Annotated in this window: 32 protein-coding genes and 1 tRNA gene; 8 read left to right on the top strand and 25 right to left on the bottom strand. The window is 66.4% G+C overall.

The window, feature by feature from the left end:
• Window positions 1-53 precede the first annotated feature (53 nt).
• Together BM345_RS20085 and BM345_RS20080 are read right to left on the bottom strand one after the other, a co-directional pair.
• Window positions 54-377, bottom strand: a complete 324-nt coding sequence (locus tag BM345_RS20085; RefSeq protein ID WP_093382614.1) for a DUF1840 domain-containing protein — start codon at window positions 375-377, stop codon at window positions 54-56.
• Between the two features lie 4 nt (window positions 378-381).
• Window positions 382-1,653 (bottom strand): class I SAM-dependent methyltransferase, encoded by a 1,272-nt coding sequence (locus tag BM345_RS20080; protein ID WP_093382611.1) that lies wholly within the window; start codon window positions 1,651-1,653, stop codon window positions 382-384.
• Window positions 1,654-1,804: 151 nt separating this feature from the next.
• Between BM345_RS20080 and BM345_RS20075 the strand changes: the two genes are divergently transcribed.
• From BM345_RS20075 to BM345_RS20050, 7 genes are all read left to right on the top strand, one after another.
• Window positions 1,805-3,433: an AMP-binding protein gene (locus BM345_RS20075; RefSeq protein WP_093382608.1), complete on the top strand. Its 1,629-nt coding sequence runs from the start codon at window positions 1,805-1,807 to the stop codon at window positions 3,431-3,433.
• A gap of 28 nt (window positions 3,434-3,461) precedes the next feature.
• Window positions 3,462-3,602, top strand: coding sequence for a hypothetical protein (locus BM345_RS30205; protein WP_175545081.1), 141 nt, complete (start codon window positions 3,462-3,464; stop codon window positions 3,600-3,602).
• 200 nt (window positions 3,603-3,802) lie between these two features.
• Complete coding sequence (locus BM345_RS20070; protein WP_093382605.1) at window positions 3,803-4,636, top strand: ABC transporter substrate-binding protein; 834 nt, start codon at window positions 3,803-3,805, stop codon at window positions 4,634-4,636.
• Between the two features lie 193 nt (window positions 4,637-4,829).
• A complete protein-coding gene (locus BM345_RS20065) occupies window positions 4,830-5,528 on the top strand; it encodes an amino acid ABC transporter permease (protein ID WP_093382602.1) in 699 nt (232 codons plus the stop codon).
• Window positions 5,529-5,543: 15 nt separating this feature from the next.
• Window positions 5,544-6,266: an amino acid ABC transporter permease gene (locus BM345_RS20060; RefSeq protein ID WP_093382599.1), complete on the top strand. Its 723-nt coding sequence runs from the start codon at window positions 5,544-5,546 to the stop codon at window positions 6,264-6,266.
• Window positions 6,263-7,006 carry an amino acid ABC transporter ATP-binding protein gene (locus tag BM345_RS20055; protein ID WP_093382597.1) on the top strand — a complete coding sequence of 248 codons (744 nt, stop codon included), beginning with the start codon at window positions 6,263-6,265 and terminating at the stop codon, window positions 7,004-7,006. Before BM345_RS20060 ends, BM345_RS20055 begins: the two co-directional genes overlap by 4 nt.
• Before the next feature lie 15 nt (window positions 7,007-7,021).
• The gene (locus BM345_RS20050; RefSeq protein ID WP_093382594.1) at window positions 7,022-8,044 is read left to right on the top strand and encodes an isopenicillin N synthase family dioxygenase; all 1,023 of its coding nucleotides are present in this window, start codon (window positions 7,022-7,024) and stop codon (window positions 8,042-8,044) included.
• Between the two features lie 9 nt (window positions 8,045-8,053).
• Here BM345_RS20050 and BM345_RS20045 read toward each other — a convergent pair whose 3' ends face one another.
• The 19 genes from BM345_RS20045 to rplN all read right to left on the bottom strand — a co-directional run bounded on the left by BM345_RS20045 (window position 8,054) and on the right by rplN (window position 17,532).
• A complete protein-coding gene (locus BM345_RS20045; protein ID WP_093382591.1) occupies window positions 8,054-8,545 on the bottom strand; it encodes a GNAT family N-acetyltransferase in 492 nt (163 codons plus the stop codon).
• A gap of 80 nt (window positions 8,546-8,625) precedes the next feature.
• Window positions 8,626-8,702, bottom strand: a tRNA-Met gene (locus BM345_RS20040).
• 18 nt (window positions 8,703-8,720) lie between these two features.
• Window positions 8,721-9,119: a 50S ribosomal protein L17 gene (rplQ, locus tag BM345_RS20035; protein ID WP_093382588.1), complete on the bottom strand. Its 399-nt coding sequence runs from the start codon at window positions 9,117-9,119 to the stop codon at window positions 8,721-8,723.
• A 96-nt stretch (window positions 9,120-9,215) separates the two neighbouring features.
• Window positions 9,216-10,205, bottom strand: a complete 990-nt coding sequence (rpoA, locus tag BM345_RS20030; protein WP_093382585.1) for a DNA-directed RNA polymerase subunit alpha — start codon at window positions 10,203-10,205, stop codon at window positions 9,216-9,218.
• Window positions 10,206-10,337: 132 nt separating this feature from the next.
• Window positions 10,338-10,961 (bottom strand): 30S ribosomal protein S4, encoded by a 624-nt coding sequence (gene rpsD / locus BM345_RS20025; RefSeq protein WP_093382582.1) that lies wholly within the window; start codon window positions 10,959-10,961, stop codon window positions 10,338-10,340.
• 153 nt (window positions 10,962-11,114) lie between these two features.
• Complete coding sequence (rpsK, locus tag BM345_RS20020) at window positions 11,115-11,519, bottom strand: 30S ribosomal protein S11 (RefSeq protein WP_093382580.1); 405 nt, start codon at window positions 11,517-11,519, stop codon at window positions 11,115-11,117.
• 12 nt (window positions 11,520-11,531) lie between these two features.
• Window positions 11,532-11,897, bottom strand: a complete 366-nt coding sequence (gene rpsM, locus BM345_RS20015; RefSeq protein ID WP_093382577.1) for a 30S ribosomal protein S13 — start codon at window positions 11,895-11,897, stop codon at window positions 11,532-11,534.
• Window positions 11,898-11,926: 29 nt separating this feature from the next.
• Window positions 11,927-12,040, bottom strand: a complete 114-nt coding sequence (rpmJ, locus tag BM345_RS20010) for a 50S ribosomal protein L36 (RefSeq protein WP_068641696.1) — start codon at window positions 12,038-12,040, stop codon at window positions 11,927-11,929.
• A gap of 48 nt (window positions 12,041-12,088) precedes the next feature.
• Window positions 12,089-13,402 (bottom strand): preprotein translocase subunit SecY, encoded by a 1,314-nt coding sequence (gene secY / locus BM345_RS20005; protein WP_093382576.1) that lies wholly within the window; start codon window positions 13,400-13,402, stop codon window positions 12,089-12,091.
• A gap of 27 nt (window positions 13,403-13,429) precedes the next feature.
• The gene (gene rplO, locus BM345_RS20000; protein ID WP_093382573.1) at window positions 13,430-13,861 is read right to left on the bottom strand and encodes a 50S ribosomal protein L15; all 432 of its coding nucleotides are present in this window, start codon (window positions 13,859-13,861) and stop codon (window positions 13,430-13,432) included.
• Window positions 13,862-13,885: 24 nt separating this feature from the next.
• Complete coding sequence (gene rpmD, locus BM345_RS19995; RefSeq protein WP_093382571.1) at window positions 13,886-14,068, bottom strand: 50S ribosomal protein L30; 183 nt, start codon at window positions 14,066-14,068, stop codon at window positions 13,886-13,888.
• Window positions 14,069-14,083: 15 nt separating this feature from the next.
• Window positions 14,084-14,605 carry a 30S ribosomal protein S5 gene (gene rpsE / locus BM345_RS19990; RefSeq protein WP_093382568.1) on the bottom strand — a complete coding sequence of 174 codons (522 nt, stop codon included), beginning with the start codon at window positions 14,603-14,605 and terminating at the stop codon, window positions 14,084-14,086.
• Between the two features lie 18 nt (window positions 14,606-14,623).
• Window positions 14,624-14,989 (bottom strand): 50S ribosomal protein L18, encoded by a 366-nt coding sequence (gene rplR / locus BM345_RS19985; RefSeq protein ID WP_093382692.1) that lies wholly within the window; start codon window positions 14,987-14,989, stop codon window positions 14,624-14,626.
• 14 nt (window positions 14,990-15,003) lie between these two features.
• On the bottom strand, window positions 15,004-15,537 hold the full coding sequence (gene rplF / locus BM345_RS19980; RefSeq protein ID WP_093382566.1) for a 50S ribosomal protein L6: 534 nt from the start codon (window positions 15,535-15,537) through the stop codon (window positions 15,004-15,006).
• A gap of 15 nt (window positions 15,538-15,552) precedes the next feature.
• On the bottom strand, window positions 15,553-15,948 hold the full coding sequence (gene rpsH, locus BM345_RS19975; protein WP_093382562.1) for a 30S ribosomal protein S8: 396 nt from the start codon (window positions 15,946-15,948) through the stop codon (window positions 15,553-15,555).
• 20 nt (window positions 15,949-15,968) lie between these two features.
• Window positions 15,969-16,274, bottom strand: a complete 306-nt coding sequence (gene rpsN, locus BM345_RS19970; RefSeq protein ID WP_093382560.1) for a 30S ribosomal protein S14 — start codon at window positions 16,272-16,274, stop codon at window positions 15,969-15,971.
• A gap of 8 nt (window positions 16,275-16,282) precedes the next feature.
• Window positions 16,283-16,822 carry a 50S ribosomal protein L5 gene (gene rplE, locus BM345_RS19965; RefSeq protein WP_093382557.1) on the bottom strand — a complete coding sequence of 180 codons (540 nt, stop codon included), beginning with the start codon at window positions 16,820-16,822 and terminating at the stop codon, window positions 16,283-16,285.
• Window positions 16,823-16,833: 11 nt separating this feature from the next.
• On the bottom strand, window positions 16,834-17,151 hold the full coding sequence (gene rplX / locus BM345_RS19960) for a 50S ribosomal protein L24 (RefSeq protein WP_093382555.1): 318 nt from the start codon (window positions 17,149-17,151) through the stop codon (window positions 16,834-16,836).
• 12 nt (window positions 17,152-17,163) lie between these two features.
• Window positions 17,164-17,532: a 50S ribosomal protein L14 gene (rplN, locus tag BM345_RS19955; protein ID WP_093382552.1), complete on the bottom strand. Its 369-nt coding sequence runs from the start codon at window positions 17,530-17,532 to the stop codon at window positions 17,164-17,166.
• Window positions 17,533-17,794: 262 nt separating this feature from the next.
• Between rplN and proC the strand changes: the two genes are divergently transcribed.
• Window positions 17,795-18,643: a pyrroline-5-carboxylate reductase gene (gene proC, locus BM345_RS19950; protein ID WP_093382549.1), complete on the top strand. Its 849-nt coding sequence runs from the start codon at window positions 17,795-17,797 to the stop codon at window positions 18,641-18,643.
• An 11-nt stretch (window positions 18,644-18,654) separates the two neighbouring features.
• Here proC and ubiA read toward each other — a convergent pair whose 3' ends face one another.
• From ubiA to recG, 4 genes are all read right to left on the bottom strand, one after another.
• Complete coding sequence (gene ubiA, locus BM345_RS19945; protein ID WP_093382547.1) at window positions 18,655-19,566, bottom strand: 4-hydroxybenzoate octaprenyltransferase; 912 nt, start codon at window positions 19,564-19,566, stop codon at window positions 18,655-18,657.
• A 15-nt stretch (window positions 19,567-19,581) separates the two neighbouring features.
• Window positions 19,582-20,178, bottom strand: a complete 597-nt coding sequence (locus tag BM345_RS19940) for a Dps family protein (RefSeq protein ID WP_093382544.1) — start codon at window positions 20,176-20,178, stop codon at window positions 19,582-19,584.
• 121 nt (window positions 20,179-20,299) lie between these two features.
• Window positions 20,300-21,265 (bottom strand): LysR substrate-binding domain-containing protein, encoded by a 966-nt coding sequence (locus tag BM345_RS19935; protein ID WP_093382541.1) that lies wholly within the window; start codon window positions 21,263-21,265, stop codon window positions 20,300-20,302.
• A gap of 43 nt (window positions 21,266-21,308) precedes the next feature.
• Window positions 21,309-23,429, bottom strand: a complete 2,121-nt coding sequence (gene recG, locus BM345_RS19930) for an ATP-dependent DNA helicase RecG (RefSeq protein ID WP_093382537.1) — start codon at window positions 23,427-23,429, stop codon at window positions 21,309-21,311.
• Window positions 23,430-23,466 lie beyond the last annotated feature (37 nt).

The raw sequence follows: 23,466 nt of genomic DNA, 5'->3' as shown, positions 1-23,466 counted from the left end.
GGGGGGTGGCGAATTACACGCCGCGTGAGCGGCGTGAAAAGCCGGGGGGCACCCTATACATTCCAGACGACATCCTTGCCGTCGGCGAGGGAGCGCTTGAACATGCCGATCAGCGGCGCGGCGCGCTGGTGCAGCCCCACGTGGATCTTCTCCGCATCGTCCGCATGGTTCTCGGCAGCGAAGGCGTCGTGGTTGTGCTTGTTGTTGGTCGCGTCCTGCTTCACCGCGCTTTCCAGCGCACTGATGGCGGCCGGCAGTTCTTCGACCGTGAGGATGCCCTTGCTCGAGGCCTTTCCCACGATGTCGAGCAGCTGGCGCGCGTTGCCTTCCATCATGACGATGTCTTCGGTGGCCTGGGACTTGAAGCGATAGAGCATGTTTTCACCTGATGTAGATATGGTCTCGCGTGAAAGGGTACTCCGATTGCGCGCCGCGGATGGTGCCGCTGGCCATGTTGCCGTCCGGCTTCACGGCCAGCATCTGGTGCAGCGAGATCCAGCCCTGCTCGAAGCTCATGGCCGAACCGGCCAGGTACAGGCGGTAGGCGCGCAGCACGCGCTCGGCGCGGCCCTCGTCGCCGGTGCTGGCGCGCAGCACCTCGCGTGCCGCCTCCAGCCTGGATTCCAGCGCATCGGACCAGGCCCACAGCGTGCGCGCGTAGTGCGGGCGAAGGTTCTCGGTGTCCACCATCTCCAGCCCCGAGGCGGCCATCTCGCGCAGCACGTGCGTCACGTGCAGCAGTTCGCCGCCGGGGAAGATGTACTTCTCGATGAAGTCGCCCATGCCCGCGCCCAGCTGCTGCTGGTCCAGCCCGCCCGAGGTGATGCCGTGGTTCATTACCAAGCCGCCCGGCGCGAGCAGTTCGTCGATCTGGCGGAAGTAGGCGGCCATGTTGCCGCGGCCCACGTGCTCGAACATGCCCACCGATGAAATCTTCTGGAAGGGCTGCGCAGGCTTGAGCTCGCGGTAGTCGAGCAGTTCCACGCGCACGCGGCCGGCCAAGCCCTTCTCCTCGATCAGCTTCGTGACGTAGGCATGCTGGTTCTTCGACAGCGTGATGCCGGTGGCATCCACGCCGTAGTTCTCCGCCGCCCACAGCAGCAGCGCGCCCCAGCCGGAGCCCACGTCCAGGTAGCGCTCGCCCGGCTTGAGCTGCAGCTTTCGGCAGATGTGGTCCAGCTTGGCTTCCTGCGCCTGCGCGAGCTCCAGGGCGGCGTCGCGGAAGTACGCGCAGGAATAGACGCGCCGCTCATCCAGCCACAGGGCATAGAAGTCGTCGGACACGTCGTAGTGGAACTGGATCTGCTCCGAGTCCTTGCGCAGCGTGTGCGAGCCGCGGGACTTGGCGCGCCGCAGCAGTTCGCCCCACCAGCCGCTGTGCGTCTCCACCGGGTTGCCGGGCAGCAGGCCGACGACGGCGTCGGTGATGTCGCGCATCGCACCCTGGATCTGCACGCGCCCTTCGACATAGGCCTCGCCGAGGGCCCCGATCTGCCGGCTTGCCAGCTTGGCCAGCGCCGACCATTCCTTGAAGGCCAGGGTCACGCGGGAGTCGGGGGCGCTGGAAACGCGGCGCCCGTCGGGCAGCTCCAATGCGATGGGCACCGGAAGCGCCGCGAGCTGCGACTCGATCTTCGGTATCAGGCTCTGCATAAGCCGATTTTTGCCAGGGGGATACCCGCCCGTCAACCGACCCCTCGACAAGGCCGTACCGCCGACAATATAGTTGAGGTATAAACTATTTATTCGTGAACCGCCCATGAGGGCGAACACGCGACCTCTCTCGCCTGCTGAAGGAGTGTGAATGAGCGCCCCGTTCGATCGCTTCGTGCCTGACCGACTGCCTCCGCGCGAGCAGTGGCCGCAGTTCCGCTACGAAGACCTGCCCGGCCTGGAGGTGCCCGAGGCGGTGAACCTGGTCGACGCGTTGCTCGACCGCGCCGAGCGAGCCGGCCATGGCGACCGTCCGATGCTGCGCTCGCCGCAGCGCACGCTGGGCTACCGCCAGGCGCGGGAGGAGATCAACCGCATCGCGCAGGTGCTGCTGGAAGACCTGGGGCTGGCGCCCGGCAACCGCGTGCTGCTGCGCGGCGGCAACACGCTGGAGATGGCGCTGGCCTGGCTGGGCGTGGTGAAGGCCGGCATGGTCGCGCTGGCCACCATGCCGCTGCTGCGCGCACGCGAACTGGGCGACATCCTGGAAAAGGCGCAGCCCGCGGCCGCGCTGTGCGACGCCCGCCTGCTGGAGGAACTGGAGGCGGCCCGCGCCCAGCCCGTCGGCGCCAGCCTGCGCTCGGTGCTGAGCTTCAACGCGCCCGAAGATGCGCAATCGCTGGAGGCGCGCGCCGCGAAGAAGAGCGGCCAGGCGCAGTGGCCCGTCACGCAGGCCGACGACATCGCGCTGATGGCCTTCACCTCCGGCACCACCGGCAAGCCCAAGGCGCCCGTGCACAGCCACCGCGACGTGCTGGCCGCCTGCGAGGCCTGGCCGCGCCATGTGCTGCGCATCCAGAGCGACGACGTGGTGGTGGGCTCGCCGCCCCTGGCCTTCACCTTCGGCCTGGGCGGCCTGCTGATCTTCCCGATGTGGGGCGGCGCCTCGGTGTGGCTGCCCGGCGCGGGCTACACGCCCGAGTCGCTGGTGCGCACCTTCCACGACGTGGGCGCCACCATCTGCTTCACCGCACCCACTTTCTACCGCCAAATGGCGCCCTTCGCCAGGCAGCTGGGCATCGGCTCGCTGCGCCAGACGGTGAGTGCAGGCGAAGGCCTGCCGGATGCGACGCGGCAGCTTTGGAAGGAAGCCAGCGGCCTCGAGATGATCGACGGCATCGGGGCCACCGAGATGTTCCACATCTTCGTTTCCTCCGCCGGCAGCGAGGTGCGGCGCGGCGCCATCGGCAAGGTGGTGCCGGGCTACAGCGCCAAGGTGGTGGACGACGAGGGCAACGAGGTGCCGCGCGGCACCATCGGCAAGCTGGCGGTGATCGGGCCCACGGGCTGCCGCTACCTCGAGGACGAGCGCCAGCGCAAGTACGTGAAGCAGGGCTGGAACTACCCCGGCGATGCCTTCATGCAGGACGAGGACGGCTACTTCTTCTACCAGGCACGCGATGACGACATGATCATCACCGCCGGCTACAACGTCGGCGGCCCGGAGGTGGAGGATGCTTTGCTCAAGCACCCGGCCGTGGCCGAGTGCGGCGTGATCGGCGCACCCGACGAGGAGCGCGGCATGGTCGTGAAGGCCTTCTGCGTGCTCAAGCCCGGCCACGCCGGCGATGCCGCGATGGTGAAGGCGCTGCAGGACCACGTGAAGGCCAGCATCGCGCCTTTCAAATACCCGCGCGCCATCGAGTTCGTGGCCACGCTGCCGCGCACCGAGACCGGCAAGCTGCAGCGTTTCCGGCTGCGGCAGATGGACAAGGGTTAGTCGCAAGCCCGGCGCGGGCGAGGCTCGCTTGCTGTCGCGGCCGGGCGTGCAGCGGGCCTACCTGCGGCACAACCAGGCGCTCAACCGCGTCTCGGCGCTGCTGGTGGGCGCGTACGGGGCGAGGCTGCTGGTGGCGGCGGTGGACGAGATCCGCGCAGGCCGGGCCTAGCACTGCGAAGCGGCGCGGCGGCTTGGCCACCCCGCAAGTAGTGTTGTCGCGCGCGCCATGACGCGGGCTCCGGCGCAATGGCCAGAATCGTTTCGCGCCACGCTCGCGCGTCATTTGCATATGCGCAAAGGCCATTTGGTGGCTGCGCGTCGGCTTGGTATCGTCCCGGCCCGACATCACTCAAGGAAGAGAACAACACCATGCGTCGAACACTCCTCGCGACCGCCCTTGCTGCCGCCGCCCTGCTACCCCTTCATGGGGTCGCGCATGCCGACCAGCTCGCCGACATCAAGAAGCGCGGCGAGCTCGTGGTGGGCGTGCTCGGCACCGACGAGCCGGCCACCTTCGTGGACCCGAAGACGCGCCAGATCGTGGGCTACGAGGTCGACCTGGTCAACGCGATCGCGCAGAAGATCGGCGTGAAGCCGGTGCTCAAGCAGATCGCGGTGGCCGCCCGCATCCCGGAGCTGCAGCAGGGCCACGTGGACCTGGTGGCCGCGGGCCTGACGCACAACAAGGAACGCGAGGCGCAGATCGACTTCTCGCTGACCACCTTCGTCACCGGCCAGAAGGCGCTGGTGAAGAAGGACAGCGGCATCGACGAGCTGCCCAAGCTGGCGGGCAAGAAGGTGCTGACCATCCGCGGCGGCACGCAGGAGCCCAACCTGCGCAAGGCGGTGCCCGGCGTGGACGTCGTCACCTTCGACACCAGCCAGCAGGCCTTCCAGGCGCTGCAGCAGGGCAAGGGCGTGGGCTATGTGGACGACGAGGCCGCGCTGCTGCGCAGCTACGCCAAGCTGGGCCCGCAGAAGGCGAAGTACGTGGTGCTCAAGCAGAACCTGAGCACCGAGTCGCTGGCCATCGGCATCAAGAAGGGCGAGACCGCGCTCAAGGCCGTGGTGGACGACACGCTGCGCGAGCTGGAGAAGTCGGGACAGGCCGAGAAGATCTTCATCAAGTGGTACGGGCCGCAGACGGCCTCTGGCTTCCAGACCCGCGACTTCCGGCTGGAGACCGACAAGATCAGCGAGTGAGGCGCATTGCGGCGCGCGCGCCGCATGCGAGGGCGAGGGCTCGACCCGGCGGCCTGCTTTGCAAGCTCGAGGGCGCGGACGCGCCGCCGGTCCGCCCCGGCCCGTGTGCGCAGGCTTTGGCAGCGATGGCCGTTGCCGCGTACGATGGCCGGCCCACGCGGCGCAGGACTGCTGCGCCGCCTCCTCCTCACGCATGCCCCTGTTCGACTACACCCTGCTCCTGAGCGGCCGCTACCACGACATGCTGGTGGCGGGCCTGTGGCTGTCGCTGCAGCTGCTGGCGGCCTCCTTCCTGCTGGCCCTGCCGATTGCCGTCGCGGTGGCGCTGCTGCGGCTGTCGCCGCTGGCCTGGCTGCAGCGCATCGGCTTCGCCTACGTGGAGCTGATCCGCAACATCCCGCTGCTGGCCCACATGCTCTTCTGGTATTTCGGCGCGCCGGAACTGCTGCCCACCGGCATCAAGGAATGGCTCTACGCGCGCAACATCGAGGCCGTGAGCGCCATCATCGCGCTGGCCCTGTACAGCGCGGCCTACATGGCCGAGGACATCCGCAGCGGCATCCGCAGCATCCCGGCGGTGCAGTTCGAGGCAGGGCGCGCGTTGGGCTTCGGCTACCTGGCCACGATGCGGCGCGTGGTGCTGCCGCAGGCGCTGCGCGTGACGGTGCCGCCGCTCATCTCGCAGACGCTCAACCTGTGGAAGAACACGTCCATCGCCACCGTGATCGGCGTGGCCGAGCTGATGTACCAGGCCGGCCAGGTGGAGAGCGCGAGCTTTCGCAGCTTCGAATCCTTCGCCTTCGCCAGCTGCGCCTACCTGAGCGTGTCGCTGCTCATCACCGGCCTGGCGGGCTGGTACCAGCACCGCTATCCGGTGCGCCCCGCGACATGAGGAAGGGCGCGCCGCATGCTTGAGATCATCCAGACCTACTGGCTGTACTTCCTGGTCGGGCAGTACCCCAACGGGCCGCTGGGCGGGCTGGCGCTCACGGTGCTGCTGGCCAGCAGTGCGCTGCTGCTGGCGCTGCCGTTGGGCATCGCCTTCGGCCTGGCGCGGCTGAGCCCCTGGCGCTGGCTGCGCTGGCCGGTCACCGGGCTGGTCTACGTGGTGCGCGGCATCCCGCTGCTGATGGTGGTGTTCTGGGCCTACTTCTTCCTGCCCAGCGTCACTGGCGTGAAGACCGACCAGTTCAGCACCATGCTGATCGCGCTGGTGGTCTTCGATGCGGCCTACCTCGCCGAGATCGTGCGCGCCGGCGTGCAGGGCCTGCCGCGCGGACAGGCGGAGGCGGCGCGTGCGCTGGGCCTGGACTACGCGCGCAGCATGCGGCTGGTGCAGCTGCCACAGGCACTGCGCAGCATGCTGCCTTCGCTGGTGAACCAGTTCGTCTCCACCATCAAGGAAACCTCGCTGGGCTACATCATCGGACTGGCGGAGGTGTCCTTCATCGCCACGCAGATCAACACGCAGGTCTTCACCCGGCCGGCCGAGGTGTACGGCATCCTGGGGCTGACCTATTTCCTCATGTGCTTCGGCCTGTCGCGTGCCGCCTTCTGGCTGGAGCGCCGGCTGGCGCGGCGCACGGTGCCCAGCACCGCCGCACGGACCGCCAGGGAGGTGTCCGCATGATCGAGATGCAGGGCGTCAACAAGTGGTACGGCAGCTACCACGCGCTGGTGGAGGTGAGCGAGACCGTGCGCGCCGGCGAAGTGGTGGTGGTGTGCGGGCCCTCGGGCTCGGGGAAGTCGACGCTGATCCGAACGCTCAACCGGCTGGAGCCGATCCAGGCCGGGCGCATCGTGATCGACGGCCAGGACATCCACGCGCCGGGCCTGGACGTGAACGCCTTCCGCTCGCGCATCGGCTTCGTGTTCCAGCAGTTCAACCTGTTCCCCCATCTCACGGTGCTGGGCAACTGCACGCTCGCGCCCATGCAGCTGCGCGGGCTCTCGCGCGCGCAGGCCGAGGAGAGGGCCATGGCGCTGCTCGACCGCGTCGGCCTGGCCGCCAAGGCACACGCCTGGCCTTCGGAGCTGTCGGGCGGCCAGCAGCAGCGCGTGGCGATCGCGCGGGCGCTGGCGATGCAGCCGCCGCTGATGCTCTTCGACGAGCCCACCAGTGCGCTCGACCCCGAGATGGTCGGCGAGGTGCTGCTGGTGATGCGCGACCTGGCCGAGGACGGCATGACCATGGTGTGCGTCACGCACGAGATGGGCTTTGCGCGCGAGGTGTCCGACCGCATCTTCTTCATGGACCAGGGCCGCGTGCTGGAGCGTGCGGTGCCCGAGGAATTCTTCAACCATCCGCAGCATCCGCGCACACGGCAGTTCCTTGCGGACATCCGCTCGCCCTTCACGCGGGACACCTGAACGCAGGCACCGACCATGAACCCCACTTCCGCTGTGTCGCAGTTGCCCGTCATCGACGTGTCGGCCCTGGTGGCCGCAACGCCCGAACGCGCTGCGGCCGCCGACCAGATCGGCGCGGCCTGCCGCGAGCACGGCTTCTTCTACGTGAGCCACCATGGCGTGGACGCGGCGCTGATTGCGCGGCTGGAGCTGCTCAGCCACCGCTTCTTCGACCTGCCGGAAGCCACCAAGATGCAGTGGCGCATGGCGCTGGGCGGGCGAGCCTGGCGCGGCTACTTCCCGCTGGGCGGAGAGCTCACTTCGGGACGGCCGGACTGGAAGGAAGGCCTGTACCTGGGCACCGAGCTGCCGCCCGAGCACCCGCGCGTGAGGGCGCGCATGCCGGTGCATGGCGCCAACCTCTTTCCCCAGGCACCCGGCCTGGAGCAGTTCCGCGCCACCATCCTCGACTACATCGACGCGGTGAGCCGGCTGGGGCATCGCCTGATGGAGGGCATCGCACTGAGCCTGGGCTTGCCGGCTGGCTTCTTCAGCGACCGGTACACGGCCGACCCGCTGATCCTGTTCCGCATCTTCAACTACCCCACGCAAGCTGTGCCGCAAGGCGTGGATGCGCCCTGGGGCGTGGGCGAACACACAGACTACGGCCTCCTGACCATCCTGCACCAGGACACGGTAGGCGGCCTGGCCGTGCACACGCCGGGCGGCTGGATCGAGGCACCGCCCGTGCCGGGCACCTTCGTCTGCAACATCGGGGACATGCTGGACCGCATGACGGGCGGGCTCTACAAGTCCACGCCACACCGCGTGATCCGCAACACCTCGGGGCGCGACCGGTTGTCCTTCCCGCTTTTCTTCGACCCCGATTTCGAGGCCCGCGTGCAGCGCATCGAGGGACTGGCTGGCGCCTCGGCAGAGGACGACAGCGCCGAGCGCTGGGACCGCGCGAACGTGCATGCCTTCAATGGCCGCTATGGCGACTACCTGCTCGCCAAGGTCTCGAAAGTGTTCCCGCAGCTGCGCGACGAGGTGCTGTAGCCGCGCGCCTCAGAGCTCCATGACCATCTCGTGCCACGCCATGCCGCCGTGGTCCGAGTCCGAGGGTCTGATGTAGCGATAGCCCAGCCTTTCGTAGAGCGCCACATGGCGCTCCCGGCACATGAGGTGGATGCTGCTTTTGTGCATGCGCCGCATCTGGTCGACGAAGGCCCTCATCATCGGCGTCGTGTGGCCCTTGCCCTGATGCGCGGGAGCTATCGCCACCGACATGATCACCACGTTGGGCGCCATGGGGTCGTGGCCCACCAACTCCTTGAAGGCCTCGTCGGCCAACACGACTTCTTGAGCGCAGCCGCTGTTGATGAAACCGATGAGTTCCCCCTCCAGCTCCATCACCAGGAAACCCTGCGGGTACTGCGCGATACGGGTGGCGATCTTCGTAAGCGTGGCAGCTTCGTCGCCTTCGTAGGCCGTGCTTTCGATCTCGTAGCAGCGCGCGGTGTCGCGCGGCTCGGCTTGTCTGAAGGTGGGCAAAGACATGATCGAGAAAACGGATGGATGTGCGTCTGGATCAGCAAAGAAAAAAGCCCCTTGGATTTCTCCAAGAGGCTTTCTCAATTTGGTTGCGCGAGCAAGATTTGAACTTGCGACCTTTGGGTTATGAGCCCAACGAGCTACCAGGCTGCTCCATCGCGCGGCAGACTTGCATTATAGCTTATTCCGCGGCGCTTTGCTCGTCGGTGCTCTCCGAAATTTCGGGGCGATCGACCAGCTCGACCAGGGCCATGGGAGCGTTGTCGCCCACACGGAAACCCATCTTCAGGATGCGGGTGTAGCCGCCCGGACGGGTCTGGTAGCGCGGGCCCAGTTCGTCGAACAGCTTGACCACGGAGTTGCGGTCGCGCAGGCGGTCGAAGGCCAGGCGCTTGTTGGCGACGGTGGGCTTCTTGGCCAGCGTGATCATCGGCTCGATGACGCGACGCAGTTCCTTGGCCTTGGGCACGGTGGTCTTGATGGCCTCATGCTCGATGAGCGAGTTCATCATGTTCTGCAGCATCGCGAGGCGGTGCGAGCTGGTGCGGTTGAGTTTGCGAAGGCCGTGACCGTGACGCATGATTTTTCCTTTCGAGGTTTCTAATAAAGGCAGCCGTATCAGGTACTGCCCTTCGCGCCATCCGATTTCCCGAATGGCACTTGCTTGGTAAATTGATTAACGCTTGTCGAGACCGGCCGGCGGCCAGCTCTCGAGCTTCATGCCCAGGGTCAGGCCGCGCGAAGCCAGCACTTCCTTGATTTCGTTGAGCGACTTGCGACCCAGGTTCGGGGTCTTGAGCAGCTCGTTCTCGGTGCGCTGGATCAGGTCGCCGATGTAGTAGATGTTTTCGGCCTTCAGGCAGTTGGCCGAACGCACCGTCAGCTCCAGCTCGTCCACGGGGCGCAGCAGGATCGGGTCGAACTGCTGGGCGCTGCGCGGGGCAGGCGCGTCGAAGGCAGCCAGTTCGCCGCCTTCCAGCTGTGCGAACACGGCCAGCTGCTCGACCAGGATCTTGGCCGAGGCACGCACCGCGTCTTCAGCGGTGATGGCGCCGTTGGTCTCGATCTCGACCAGCAGCTTGTCCAGGTCGGTGCGCTGCTCGACGCGGGCGCTCTCGACGGTGTAGCTCACGCGCTTGACGGGCGAGAACGAAGCGTCCAGGACGATGCGGCCGATCGACTTGGTGGGCTCGTCGGCGTAGCGGCGCATGGTGCCGGGCACGTAGCCGCGACCCTTCTCGACCTTGATCTGCATGTCGAGCTTGCCGCCTTGCGACAGGTGCGCGATCACGTGATCAGGGTTGATGATCTCGACGTCGTGCGGGGTCTGGATGTCGGATGCGGTGACCGGGCCTTCGCCGTCCTTGCGCAGGCTCAGCGTGACTTCGTCGCGGTTGTGGAGCTTGAACACCACGCCCTTGAGGTTCAGGAGGATGTTGACCACATCTTCCTGGACGCCGTCGATCGACGAGTACTCGTGCAGAACGCCAGCAATGGTCACTTCGGTCGCCGAATAACCAACCATCGACGAGAGCAGAACGCGACGCAGCGCGTTGCCGAGCGTGTGGCCGTAGCCGCGCTCGAAAGGCTCGAGCGTCACCTTGGCCTTGTTGGGCGCCAGTTGCTCGACCTGGATGGTCTTGGGTTTCAGCAGGGTGGTTTGCATGCAGACTTTCCTCTCAATACCCCCGGCTCGTTACACCGGTAAGGCTGGGGTCCTGGATACCTTGCGGGGCATCAGGGGACTACTAAACGGAAGATGACGAGGCTGCTTGCGCAGCCTCGTCCTTCGAAACTCTTAACGAGAGTAGAGTTCGACGATCAGCGATTCGTTGATGTCGGCGGCGAATTCGTCGCGGTCCGGGGTCTTCTTGAAGACGCCTTCGGCCTTGTCGGCATTCACGTCGACCCAGGCGGGCATGCCCACTTGGGCGGCCAGTTGCAGGGCCTCGGCCACGCGGGTCTGCTTCTTGGACTTTTCGCGCACGGCCACCACGTCGCCGGCCTTGACCAGGTACGACGGAATGTTGACCGACTTGCCGTTCACCGTGATGGCCTTGTGCGACACCAGCTGGCGCGCTTCGGCGCGGGTGGAGCCGAAGCCCATGCGGTAGACCACGTTGTCCAGGCGCGATTCGAGCAGGAACAGCAGGTTGGCGCCGGTGTTGCCACGGCGGCGATCGGCTTCCTCGAAGTAGCGGCGGAACTGCTTCTCCAGCACGCCGTACATGCGCTTGACCTTCTGCTTCTCGCGCAGCTGCAGGCCGAAGTCGGAGGTGCGCTGGCCCGAGGTGCGGCCGTGCTGGCCGGGCTTGGAGTCGAACTTGGCCTTGTCCTGGATGGAGCGGCGGGCGCTCTTGAGGAACAGGTCGGTGCCTTCACGGCGGGAGAGTTTGGCCTTGGGGCCGAGGTAACGTGCCACGAGATCTTCCTTTGTGTCATCTGCCGCGAAAGATCATCCTTTCGCGGGAGCCGCTCAGCGCAATCGGCCGGCGGCGGTGGGCTTGCTAAGAAACAACCAAAAAACAAAACGCGCAGACTGCACGAATGCAGGCTGCGCCTTGAAGCTGCGCGCTTAGATGCGGCGGCGCTTCTGGGGACGGCAGCCGTTGTGCGGCACCGGCGTCACGTCCGAGATCGAGTTGATGCGGATGCCTAGTGCGGCCAGGGCGCGCACCGACGATTCGCGACCCGGGCCGGGACCCTTGATCTCGACGTCGACGTTCTTGATGCCTTGTTCCACCGCGGCACGGCCAGCCACTTCGGAAGCGACCTGGGCTGCGAAGGGGGTCGACTTGCGCGAGCCCTTGAAGCCTTGGCCACCCGACGAAGCCCACGACAGGGCGTTGCCCTGGCGATCGGTGATCGTGATGATGGTGTTGTTGAACGAGGCGTGCACGTGGGCGATGCCGTCCGCAACGTTCTTGCGGACCTTCTTGCGAACGCGCTGTGCTGCGTTGTTGGCAGGAGCTTTAGCCATGCTTTTCTATCCTTACTTCTTCAGGGACTGCGCAGCCTTGCGCGGACCCTTGCGGGTGCGGGCGTTGGTGCGCGTGCGCTGACCGCGCATCGGCAGGCCGCGACGGTGGCGGAAACCGCGATAGCAGCCGATGTCCATCAAGCGCTTGATGTTCATCGTCGTTTCGCGGCGCAGGTCGCCTTCGATCGTGAACTGGGCGATCTGGTCGCGGATCTTTTCCAGATCGGCGTCCGTCAGGTCCTTGATCTTCTTCGCGTAGTCGATACCGGTCGCTTCGCAGATCTGACGAGCGCGGGTGCGCCCGATACCGAAGATGGCGGTCAGACCGATCTCGGCGTGCTTGTGCGGCGGAATGTTGATGCCAGCAATACGTGCCATGTGCGTCCTCTAAATCTCTTCTTGTCGAATCAACCCTGGCGCTGCTTGTGGCGCGGGTCGGAACAGATCACACGCACCACACCCTTGCGGCGGATGATCTTGCAATTGCGGCAGATGGTCTTGACCGAAGCCGAAACTCTCATTTGGTACTCCTAAATCTCTCTACGTCGTCTTGTGGGCTCGCCTGGTGCTCAGGAGGTCTTGAAGCTGGCCTTCTTGAGCAGCGATTCGTATTGCTGGGACATCATGTAGTTCTGCACCTGGGCCATGAAGTCCATCGTGACCACCACGATGATCAGCAGTGAAGTCCCACCGAAGTAGAACGGCACGTTGTATTTCAGGATCAGGAACTCCGGCAGCAGGCAGACGAAGGTGATGTACACCGCGCCCGCCAGCGTGAGGCGAACCAGGATCTTGTCGATATACCGGGCGGTCTGGTCACCCGGGCGGATGCCAGGGATGAAGGCACCGCTCTTCTTCAGGTTGTCTGCCGTCTCGCGGCTGTTGAAGACCAACGCCGTGTAGAAGAAGCAGAAGAACACGATGGCCGCTGCGTACAGCAGCACGTAGATCGGCTCGCCGGGGCGCAGGGCACTGGCGATGTCGCGGATCCAGCGCCAGCCGCTGTCACCTGCGCTGAACCAGCCCACCACCGTGGCCGGCAGCAGGATGATCGACGAAGCGAAGATGGGCGGAATCACGCCGGCCATGTTCAGCTTCAGCGGCAGGTGCGAGGACTGGCCGCCGTACACCTTGTTGCCCACCTGGCGACGCGCATAGTTCACCAGGATCTTGCGCTGGCCACGTTCCACGAACACCACGAAGTAGGTGACCAGCACCACGATCGCGACGATCAGAAGCGCAACGATCGGGTTCATGGCGCCGGTGGTCACCAGCGATGCCAGGCCGCCGATGGCGCCGGGCAGACCCGCGGCGATGCCCGCGAAGATCAGGATCGAGATGCCGTTGCCCAGGCCGCGTTCGGTGATCTGCTCGCCCAGCCACATCAGGAACATCGAGCCAGCGGTGAGGCTGACCATGGCCGTGATGCGGAAGCCGAAGCCCGGGTTGATCACCAGGCCAGCGGACGATTCCAGCGCCACCGCGATGCTGAAGGACTGGAACAGCGCCAGGCCCAGTGCGCCGTAGCGCGTGTACTGGGTGATCTTGCGGCGTCCGGACTCGCCTTCCTTCTTCAGCTGCTCGAAGGTCGGCACCACGTAGGTCATCAGTTGCATGATGATCGACGCGGAGATGTACGGCATGATGCCCAACGCGAACACGGTGAAGCGCGACAGCGCCCCGCCCGAGAACATGTTGAACAGGCTCAGGATGCCACCCTGCTGGCCCTGGAACAGCTGTGCCAGCTGGTCCGGGTTGATGCCAGGCACGGGAATGTGCGCCCCGATCCGATAGACCACGAGAGCGAGCAGCAAGAACACGAGCCGACGACGCAGGTCGCCGAACTTGCCTGTCTTTGCGAGCGTTGCCGCGTTAGTTGCCACGAACTGCCTTCAGCTCAATGCTTCTGGTTAAGCGACGCTGCCGCCGGCTGCTTCGATCGCAGCCTTGGCACCTGCCGTCGCGCCGACGCCCGTCAGCTTGACGGACTTGGTGAGTTCACCCGACTTCACGACCTTGACCACCTTGGCCAGCTGGCCCACCAGGCCGGCTTGCTTCAGCGCCAGGACGTCGACTTCGGCCAGGCCCAGCTGCTCGAGAGCGGCCAGGGTGACTTCGGCGTTGTACTTCAGCGTCTGCGACTTGAAGCCGCGCTTGGGGAGGCGCCGCTGCAGAGGCATTTGACCGCCTTCGAAGCCCACCTTGTGGTAGCCGCCCGAACGCGACTTCTGACCCTTGTGACCACGGCCAGCGGTCTTGCCCAGGCCGGAGCCGATGCCGCGACCGACGCGACGCTTCGCGTGCTTGGCGCCGGCAGCGGGCTTGATGCCATTGAGTTCCATATCGTCTCTCTCAGCAGCTCTTGTTTAGAGCACTTTGACCAGGTAGCTGATCTTGTTGATCATGCCGCGCACGGCGGGCGTGTCCTGCAGCTCCGACACGGAGTTGAGCTTGCGCAGGCCCAGGCCACGAACGGTGTCGCGATGCGATTGCTTGGTGCCAATCGGGCTACGAACCAATTGCACCTTGACGGTTTGTTGTTGCGTCATTTGGGATGCTCCGGCTTAGGCGGTGAACAGCTGTTCGACCGTCAGGCCACGCTTGGCGGCGACTTCGGAAGCCGTCGTAGCGTTGCGCAGGCCGTTCAGCGTGGCGCGAACCATGTTGTAGGGGTTCGACGAACCGTGGCTCTTGGCCACGACGTCGGTGATGCCCATCACTTCGAACACGGCGCGCATCGGGCCGCCGGCGATGATGCCGGTACCCTTGGGGGCCGGGTACATCACGACCTTGGAGGCACCGTGGTGACCGTGCACGGCGTGGTGCAGCGTACCGTTCTTGATCGCGCCCTTGAACAGGTTGCGACGGGCTTCTTCCATTGCCTTCTGCACGGCAGCGGGCACTTCCTTGGACTTGCCCTTGCCCATGCCGACGCGGCCGTCGCCGTCACCGACCACGGTCAGCGCTGCGAAACCGAGGATACGACCACCCTTCACCACCTTGGTGACGCGGTTGATCGCGATCATCTTCTCGCGCAGACCGTCCTCGGGGCCTTCGTTCTGCGTTCTTGCCTGAATCTTTGCCATCTTGATACTCGTATTCGGTTAGAACTGCAGACCGGCTTCGCGGGCAGCGTCGGCCAGGGCCTTGACGCGGCCGTGGTAGGCGAAGCCAGCGCGGTCGAATGCAACCTTCTCGACGCCGGCGGCCTTGGCCTTCTCGGCGATGCGCTTGCCGACGAGCGTGGCGGCAGCGGTGTTGCTGCCCTTGCCAGCGCCGCCCAGCGACGAGCGCACTTCGGCTTCGGCGGTGGAGGCCGAGGCCAGCACCTTGGTGCCGTCTTCGGACACGACCGTTGCGTAGATGTGCAGGTTGGTGCGGTTCACCGACAGGCGGGCGACACCCTGGTTCGCGATGCGAATGCGGGTCTGGCGCGCGCGGCGAAGACGCTGTTCCTTCTTGGTCAACATCATTTTGCTGCCCCTTACTTCTTCTTGGTCTCTTTGATCACGATCTTCTCGTCCGAATAACGGATCCCCTTGCCCTTGTAGGGCTCGGGCGGACGAACAGCGCGGATCTCGGCGGCGATCTGGCCAACACGTTGGCGATCGGCACCCTTGATGATGATTTCGGTCGGCACCGGCGTGGCCACCGTGATGCCTTGCGGCATGGCGATGTCGACCGGGTGCGAGAAGCCAACCGCGAGGTTGAGCTTGGCGCCCTGCGCCGAGGCCTTGAAGCCCACGCCCACCAGGTTCAGCTTCTTCTCGAAGCCCTTGGTCACGCCAAGCACCATGTTGTTGACCAGCTGGCGCAGCGTGCCGCTCATCGCGTTGGCTTCACGCGAGTCGTTGGCCGGCGCAAAGCTCAGCTTGCCGTCGTTGTTCTTGACGATGACCAGCGGGTTGCTGGCCAGCGACAGTTGACCACCAGCGCCCTTGACGCTGATCTGGTCTTCCTTGATCGACACATCCACGCCTTGCGGGATGGCGACCGGCGATTTACCTACTCGGGACATTCTTTTGCTCCTCGATCAGGCGACGTAGCACAGCACTTCGCCGCCGACGCCATTGGCGCGGGCCTTGCGATCGGTCATCACGCCCTGGGGCGTGGTCACGATGGCGACGCCCAGGCCGTTCTGCACCTGCGGGATCGCGGCGCTGGCCTTGTACACGCGCAGGCCGGGACGGCTCACGCGCTCGATGCGCTCGATCACCGGACGGCCGGCGTAGTACTTCAGCGAGATTTCAAGCTCGCTCTTGCCGGCTTCGGTCTTGACCTGGAAACCGTCGATGTAGCCCTCGTCCTTCAGGACTTGTGCGATCGCGATCTTCACCTTGGAAGACGGGACCGACACGGTGGGCTTCGCCACCATCTGCGCGTTGCGGATACGCGTCAGCAGGTCGGCAATGGGATCACTCATGCTCATGTTGTTTGCTCCTGCCTGGCTTACCAGCTGGCCTTGGTGACACCGGGGATGTCGCCTGCGAAAGCCAGTTCGCGGATCTTGGCGCGGGCCAGACCGAATTGACGGAAGGTGCCGCGCGGGCGACCGGTGATTTCGCAACGGTTGCGCTGACGCGTGGGGTTCGCGTTGCGCGGGAGCTTCTGCAGGCCCAGACGGGCGGCAGCGCGCTCTTCGTCGCTCTTCTTCGCGTCGTTGGCGATCGCCTTCAGCTCGGTGTACTTGGCAGCGTACTTGGCGGCCAGTTTGTCGCGCTTGAGTTCGCGCTGGATCAAAGCTACTTTAGCCACAGATCACCTCAGTTCTTGAACGGGAAACGGAAGCCGGCGAGCAGCGCCTTGGCTTCTTCATCGGTCTTGGCCGTCGTCGTGATGCTGATGTTCAGACCACGCAGTGCATCGACCTTGTCGTACTCGATCTCGGGGAAGATGATCTGTTCTTTGACGCCGATGTTGTAGTTGCCGCGGCCATCGAAGGCACGGCCCGAGATACCGCGGAAGTCGCGAACGCGCGGCAGTGCCACGGTCACGAAGCGGTCCAGGAATTCGTACATCTGAACGCCGCGCAGGGTCACCATGCAGCCGATGGGCTGTTGTTCACGGATCTTGAAGCCTGCGATGGCCTTCTTCGACTTGGTGACGACGGGCTTCTGGCCGGCGATCTTGGTCAGATCGCCAACGGCGTTGTCGAGCACCTTCTTGTCGGCCACGGCCTCGCCCACGCCCATGTTGAGCGTGATCTTGGTCAGGCGGGGGACCTGCATCGGGGACTTGTAGCCGAACTTCTCGGTCAGGTCCTTGGCGATCTTTTCGCGGTAGTGTTGTTGGAGTCGTGCCATGTGCGTACCTCTTAGGCGACCTTGATTTCGTCGCCGCTGGACTTGAAGACGCGCACGCGCTTGCCGTCCGTGACCTTGATGCCCACGCGATCAGCCTTGCCGGTGGCGGCATTGAAGATCGCCACATTGGATTGGTGAATCGGCATGGACTTCTCGACGATGCCACCGGTCGTACCCTTCATGGGGTTCGGCTTGGTGTGCTTCTTGACGAGATTGATGCCCTCGATGACGAGGTGCGAATCGTCCTTGCGCAGCGTGACGGTGCCGCGCTTGCCCTTGTCGCGCCCGGCCAACACGATGACCTGGTCGCCTTTGCGAATCTTGTTCATGGCGTTGTGTCCTTAGAGAACTTCGGGAGCCAGCGACACGATCTTCATGAACTTCTCGGTACGCAGTTCACGCGTGACCGGGCCGAAGATGCGGGTGCCGATGGGTTCGAGCTTGGCGTTGAGCAGCACGGCGGCATTGCCGTCGAACTTCACCAGCGAGCCGTCTGCACGGCGGATGCCCTTGGCGGTGCGAACCACCACGGCGCTGTAGATTTCGCCCTTCTTGACGCGGCCACGGGGCGCGGCTTCCTTGATGCTCACCTTGATGATGTCACCAACGCTTGCATAGCGACGCTTGGAGCCGCCAAGCACCTTGATACACAGGACGGATTTCGCGCCCGTGTTGTCGGCCACTTCGAGCCTGGATTCAGTTTGGATCATTTGTCTTAGTTCCCAACTTGTACTGATCACGACCACCGCAGGAGGCATTGCACCCATCTGCTGGCAACCGACTTCAGTCAGTCTTGGGCCCGCTGTTGACGCCTCGAACCACTCGAAGCGCCGTCAATTGGGCTGAAAGCTCCGCCTTTTTCAAAGCGAAGCCAGCGATTGTGGCACGGGTTGAGCGGGCTGTCAACTGGGTCGGTTGCGCCGAGCGTCGGGGGCGCAGTTCCCAGGGGCGGGCAAGCCTAAACTCGCCTGCATGAGCACCTCGCAACCCTCCGGCCAGCCCTCGGCGGCCCAGCGCATCGCCTTCATCGGCGGCGGCAACATGGCCAGCGCCATCATCGGCGGCCTGATCGAGCAAGGGATGGCGCCAGCCGCCATCCACGTCATCGAGCCCTTCGAAGCGGCGCGGGACCAGCTTCAGCGGCAGTTGGGCGTGGCGTCCAGCCCGGCTCCCGGGCCGGATCTCCGGGGCTGCCGGACAGTGGTCTGGGCGGTCAAGCCGCAGACCTTCAAGGAGGCCGCGCAGCCCGTCGCCGACCTCGCGCGCGAGGCCCTTCATATCAGCGTGGCCGCCGGCATCCGCACGGACAGCATCACCCGCTGGCTGGGCACGCAGCGCGTGACCCGTGCCATGCCCAACACGCCGGCGCTGATCGGCAAGGGCATGACGGCGCTGTATGCCACCGCCGAGGTGACGGACGCCGACCGGCAACAGGTGGAGTCAGTCCTGCGCCCCACCGGCGAACTGCTCTGGCTGGAACGCGAGGAACAGCTGGACGCGGTCACCGCCCTCTCCGGCTCCGGCCCGGCCTACGTCTTCTTCTACCTGGAGGCCATGGTGAAGGCCGGCGTCCAGATGGGGCTGAGCGAAGCGCAGGCGCGGCAGCTGGCCGTGGGCACCTTCGGCGGCTCGGCCGCCCTGGCGCACGGCAGCCAGGACCCGCTCGAGCTGATGCGCCAGCGCGTCACTTCCAAGGGCGGCACCACCCATGCGGCGATCAGCTCGATGGAGGCGGACGGCATGCAGGACGCCTTCGTGCGCGCCCTGTGGGCGGCGCAGCGCCGTGCGGCCGAGCTCGGCGACGAGTTCGGCCGCGGCTGAAGCCTTTTCTTTCAGCGCAGCAGGTAGCCGGCCACCACGCCGGCGAACACTGTGAAGCCCAGCCAGTGGTTCAGCCGAAAGGCCTTGAAGCAGCCTTCGCGCGTGCGTGCGCGGATGAGCTGCCAGTGCCAGGCGGCCTGGCCCAGCGCCGCCGCGATGCCCAGGTAGAACACAACGCCCAGCCCGCGGCTGGCACCGGCCCAGGCCCACACGGCCAGGAACAGCGCGTAGCTCGCCATCACCGCCGCCACGTCGAAACTGCCGAAGGTGATGGCCGAGGTCTTCATGCCGATCTTCAGGTCGTCGTCGCGGTCGACCATGGCGTACTCGGTGTCGTAGGCCAGCACCCAGAACAGGTTGCCCGCCAGCAACAGCCAGGCGAAGCCGGGCACCTGGCCGGTCACCGCCGCGAAGGCCATCGGGATGCCGAAGCTGAAGGCGATGCCCAGCACCGCCTGTGGAATGGCGAGGATGCGCTTGGCAAAGGGATAGAACAGCGTCACCGCCAGCGCGGCGAAGGACCACAGCACTGTGGCCAGGTTGGTGGTGAGCACCAGGCCGAAGGCCACCAGCGCCAGCACCGCGCCCAGCCCCAGCGCCTCGCGCACCGAGACCTCGCCACTGGTCACCGGCCGCGCGGCGGTGCGCTTGACGTGGCGGTCGAAGTCGCGGTCGGCCACGTCGTTGACGCAGCAGCCTGCGCTGCGCATGAGGATGGTGCCCAGCACGAACACCGCCAGCAGGTGCCAGCCCGGCCAGCCGTCCGCCGCGAACCACAGCGCGCTCAGCGTGGGCCACAGCAGCAGCAGCCAGCCGGCGGGACGGTTCCAGCGGATCAGGTCGAGATAGGCCGCGAGCCGCCCGCGGGCGGGCGGCGTGGCGGGCGATGACGGCGCGGACTCGCGCTCGGCTGCCGCCGGCATCGACTGGGACAAGGCTTACTCCTCCAGCAGCGAACGCAGCATCCAGGCGGTCTGGTCGTGCACCGTGCAGCGGGCCGTCAGCATGTCGGCCGTCGGGTCGTCGCCGGCTTCCTCGGCCACCGGGATGAACTCGCGCGCAATGCGCGACACGGTCTCGTGGCCCTTCACCAGGATGCGCACCATCTCCATGGCCTTGGGCGGATGCTCCGGCACGTCGGGCACGGTGGCGATCTTGCTGAACTCTGCGTACGAGCCCGGCGCGTAGTGGCCCAGGGCGCGGATGCGCTCGGCGATCACGTCGGTGGACGTCCACAGCTCGGTGTACTGCGCCATGAACATCGCATGCAGCGAGTTGAAGTGCGGGCCGGTCACGTTCCAGTGGAAGTTGTGCGTGGTCAGGTACAGGGTGTACGTGTCGGCCAGCACGCGGGAAAGCCCCTCGGCGATGGCAGCGCGGTCCTGGCGCTCGATGCCGATGTTGATGATCGGCGCGCTGCGGCTGCCCGATTCCTCGGCCACGCGGGTGCCGCCCTTCACGGGCACCTTGCCCGCCGACGATGCGGGCGACTTCGCGATGGGGGAGGATTTCGTCTTCTTCGGTGCTTTGGCCATGGCGTGGCGTTCCCTTCTCTGGTGCTTGGTTGTGGAAGAAAGAGGCAACTGTAGAAGCCCCGGCGTGCTGCTGCAACCAGCCCGCGACTATGGTCGCGATGCAATCAACTGTGCAGCGCGCTCATGACAGCCGCTGCACGCCGGGCAGTTCGCACGCGTAGATCGCGTTGCGCAGCGCGGCGATGGCTTCGTAGCGGGTGAAGCTGCGGCGCCAGGCCAGCACCACGCGGCGCGTGGGCGGCTCGCGGCCCTCGGCGTCGCGCACCGGCAGGTAGCGCACCAGCGCCTCGGGCTCGCGGCGGCTCTTGGGCCGGGGCTTGAGCGACTCCGGCGGCACCGACAGGCGCGGCACCAGGGTCACGCCCATGCCCGCGGCCACCATGTGCTTGATGGTCTCCAGCGAGGAGCCCTCGAAGCTCTTGCGGATGCCTTCGGCATTGCTGGAGAAGCGCGCGAACTCCGGGCACACCTCCAGCACGTGGTCGCGGAAGCAGTGGCCGGTGCCCAGCAGCAGCATGGTCTCGCTCTTGAGTTCGTCGGAAGTGACGGACTCCTTCTGCGCAAGTTCATGGTGCGAGGGAACCGCCGCCACGAAGGGCTCGTCGTACAGCGGCGCGATCGCCAGGCCCGCGTCGGGAAAAGGCTCGGCCATGATGGCGGCGTCGATCTCGCCGGCGCGCAGCATGTCCAGCAGCTTGGCGGTGAAGTTCTCCTGCAGCATCAGCGGCATCTGCGGCGTGCGCGAGATGTTCTGGCGCACCAGGTCGGGCAGCAGGTAGGGGCCGATGGTGTAGATCACGCCCAGCTTGAGCGGGCCGGCCAGCGGGTCCTTTCCGCGCTTGGCGATCTCCTTGATGCTGGCCGCCTGGTCGAGCACGCTCTGCGCCTGCTGCACGATCTGCTCGCCCAGCGGGGTGACGGTGACTTCGCCGGCGCTGCGCTCGAAGAGCTTGACTTCCAGCTCGTCTTCCAGCTTCTTGATGGCCACCGACAGGGTGGGTTGCGAGACGAAACAGGCTTCTGCGGCCTTGCCGAAATGCCGCTCGCGAGCCACTGCAACGATGTATTTGAGTTCGGTCAGGGTCATAGCTTGCGTCAATTATGCGCAGCCCCGAAGCCCTGCGGGAAGTTCAGGCCTTGAGGTACTCCGAGCGGCTGCCCAGCCAGCGGTCGATGTGGCGCTGCGCCAGTTCGGGATGCGTGCCCAGCATGCGCGGCGCCAGCTCGCGCGCCCACTCGAGCAGGCGCGTGTCGGTGGCCAGGTCGGCGAAGCGCAGCAGCGGCGCGCCCGACTGCCGCGCGCCCAGGAACTCGCCGGGGCCGCGGATCTCCAGGTCGCGCCGCGCGATCTCGAAGCCGTCGCTGGTCTCGGCCATGGCGCGCAGCCGCGCACGCGCCGCCTCGCCCACGCGGCCGCCCTCGTTGGGCGAATACAGCAGCACGCAGGCCGAGGCCGCGGCGCCGCGGCCCACCCGGCCGCGCAGCTGGTGCAGCTGCGACAGGCCGAAGCGCTCGGCATGCTCGATGACCATCAGCGAGGCGTTGGGCACGTCCACCCCGACCTCGATCACCGTGGTGCTCACCAGCACGTGCAGGCGCCCGGCGCTGAATTCATCCATCACCGAGGCCTTCTCGGCCGTGGGCATGCGCGAGTGCAACAAGCCCACCTGCACCTGGTCGCCCAGCGCGTCGGCCAGCTCGTCGCGGGTGGCGGTGGCGTTGCGCAGGTCGACGGCCTCGCTCTCCTCGATCAGCGGGCAGACCCAGTAGACCTGCCGGCCCTGCTCCAGCTGCGCCTGGATGCGGTCGATGACCTCGTCGCGCCGGTGCTCGGCCACCAGCTTGGTCACGATGGGGGTGCGGCCGGGCGGCAGCTCGTCGAGCGTGGAGACGTCCAGGTCGGCGTAGTAGCTCATGGCAAGCGTGCGCGGGATGGGCGTGGCGCTCATCATCAGGAGGTGCGGCTCCTGGCCGCCCACCGCCTTGCCGCGCAGGGCCAGGCGCTGCGCGACGCCGAAGCGGTGCTGCTCGTCGACGATGGCCAGCGCCAGGTTCCTGAAGCGCACCTTGTCGGAGATGACGGCGTGCGTGCCGATCACCAGGGCCGCCTCGCCGCTTTCCAGCGCGGCCTCCATGGTGTCGCGCTCCTTCTTCTTCTGGCTGCCCGTGAGCCAGGCCACGCGCAGGCCGCGGCTGGCCAGCAGCGGATCGAGCCAGCCGACCAGCTTGCCGAAATGCTGCGAGGCCAGGATCTCGGTGGGCGCCATCAGTGCGCACTGGTAGCCCGCGTCGATGCACAGCGCCGCCGCCAGCGCGGCCACCACGGTCTTGCCCGAGCCCACGTCGCCCTGCAGCAGGCGGTGCATGGGCACCGAATGGCCGAGGTCCTTGCCGATCTCCTCCACCACGCGCCGCTGCGCGCCGGTGAGGTCAAAGGGCAGCACGGCGAGCAGTTGCTCGACCAGCGACTCCTTGCCGGCCAGGCGCGAGAGCACGGGCGCGCGCTGCGCTGCACGCTCGCTGCGCGCCTGGTGCTGCGAGAGCTGCTGCGCCAGCAACTCCTCGGCCTTGATGCGCTGCCACGCCGGGTGGCTGTGGTCTTCCAGCGTGGCCATGGCCACGTCGGGCGCCGGGTAGTGCAGGAAGCTGAGCGAGCGCCGCAGGTCCCAGGCCGGCTGCCAGGCGTCGCCCTGCGGCAGGGTCTCGTCCAGCAGCGCACGCGCCAGTCCCGAGCGCACCTCGCGCCGCAGCACCGGCTGCGCCAGCCCGGCGATGGTGGAGTACACCGGCGTGAGCGCCTCCGGCAGGTCGGTGCCGGCGGCCTTCACCGTGGGATGCATGATCGTGCGGCCCATGAAGCCGCCGCGCACCTCGCCGCGAAGCCGAACCCGCGCACCCACGGCCAGCTGCTTCTGCTGCGACGGGTAGAAGTTGAAGAAGCGCAGCTGGCAGGTGTCGCTGCCGTCGTCCACCGTGACGATGAGCTGGCGGCGCGGGCGGTAGACCACTTCGCTGGAAGTGACCACGGCCTCGATCTGCGCCGTGTCGCCGTCGCGCACGTCGGCCAGGCGCACGATCTGCGTCTCGTCCTCGTAGCGCATCGGCAGGTAGAGGGCGAAGTCGATGTCGCGCACCAGCCCCAGCTTGCGCAGCGCCCGCTGCACCGCGCTCGGCCCGGCGCCGGGCGCGGCCTTGGCGGGGGCGGCTGGCGGGGGCTTTTCGCGCGAGGCGGACTGGGAGGCGGCGGGCATGGGACAATTCTGCACGCGCCCGCCCAGGGCGCGTTCT

Source organism: Variovorax sp. OV329, assembly GCF_900114785.1.
GTDB lineage: Bacteria > Pseudomonadota > Gammaproteobacteria > Burkholderiales > Burkholderiaceae_C > Variovorax.
This window is presented reverse-complemented; position numbering and strand designations above follow the sequence as displayed.